Below are 953 nucleotides of genomic sequence, written 5' to 3'. Positions count from 1 at the left end.
CTTCTAGCATGGATCATTTTATCTCTTTTTTCTTGATCAAGAGTATGCTCTAGTAGTAACTTTAATACTTCCATATGGCCACTGCTAGCAGCATTAACAAAAGCTTGGTTGCTTCTAGCATGGATCATTTTATCTCTTTTTTCTTGATCAAGAGTATGCTCTAGTAGTAACTTTAATACTTCCATATGGCCATTACTAGCTGCATAACAAAAAGCCTGATCATCTTGGTCATGGATCATTTTATCTCTTTTTTCTTGATCGGGAGTATGTTCTATCAGTAACTTTAATACCTCCATATATTTATAGCTAGCAGCATTAACAAAAGCTTGGTTATCTTTAGCATGAATCATTTCATCCTTCTTTTGTTGATTGCTGTATTTATTTAATAAATGTTTTATTGTCCTTATATTTTTATATCTAATAGCCTGACTAAAAATAGTGCTATCTGTACAAACACCTATACTTGAAAAATTCTCTTTTAAAGTGTCTCTCAACTCTTTCATAGGTTATATCTTAAATATATTGTTTTTAAAAAATCTCATTATTAATTTAATTAAATCGCTCTTTTATTATTTTCAAGTATTATTCTTTTATTTATTAAAAACAATTTATTATATATGTAATATAGTTATTTTAGTATATACATTGTAACAAGTATAAATATGGAAGAAGAGAAATTGTTGAAAGCAACCTGAGTTCGATATAAAAAATCAGCTGTAGTGCATAGTATAAAGGAGTTATAAGCAAATAATTCGTATAAAATAATTAGTAATTTTTCTTTTGTATTTCAGGACCATAATGCTGTACCCACCTGTATATTGTACTTGGGCATATGTTTAATCCTCTCTCTTCCATTAACTCTCTCAAGTTGCGGGAGCTAAGCCTGTATCTCAAATACCAGCGTACATATAATAATATAATCTCCCCTTCATAGTGGCGCTATTTGAAATCTA

General features: G+C 29.3%; 1 protein-coding gene. It reads right to left on the bottom strand.

Annotation, left to right across the window (positions count from 1 at the left end; translation table 11 throughout):
- Positions 1-503 (bottom strand): ankyrin repeat domain-containing protein (locus tag NF27_RS07930; RefSeq protein WP_039458027.1); only part of this gene is annotated, 503 nt, incomplete at its 3' end.
- Between the last annotated feature and the right edge of the window lie 450 nt (positions 504-953).

The organism is Candidatus Jidaibacter acanthamoeba, assembly GCF_000815465.1.
GTDB lineage: Bacteria > Pseudomonadota > Alphaproteobacteria > Rickettsiales > Midichloriaceae > Jidaibacter > Jidaibacter acanthamoebae.
Note: the sequence above shows the minus strand (reverse complement) of the source record. Positions and strands in the feature narration are given on the sequence as shown.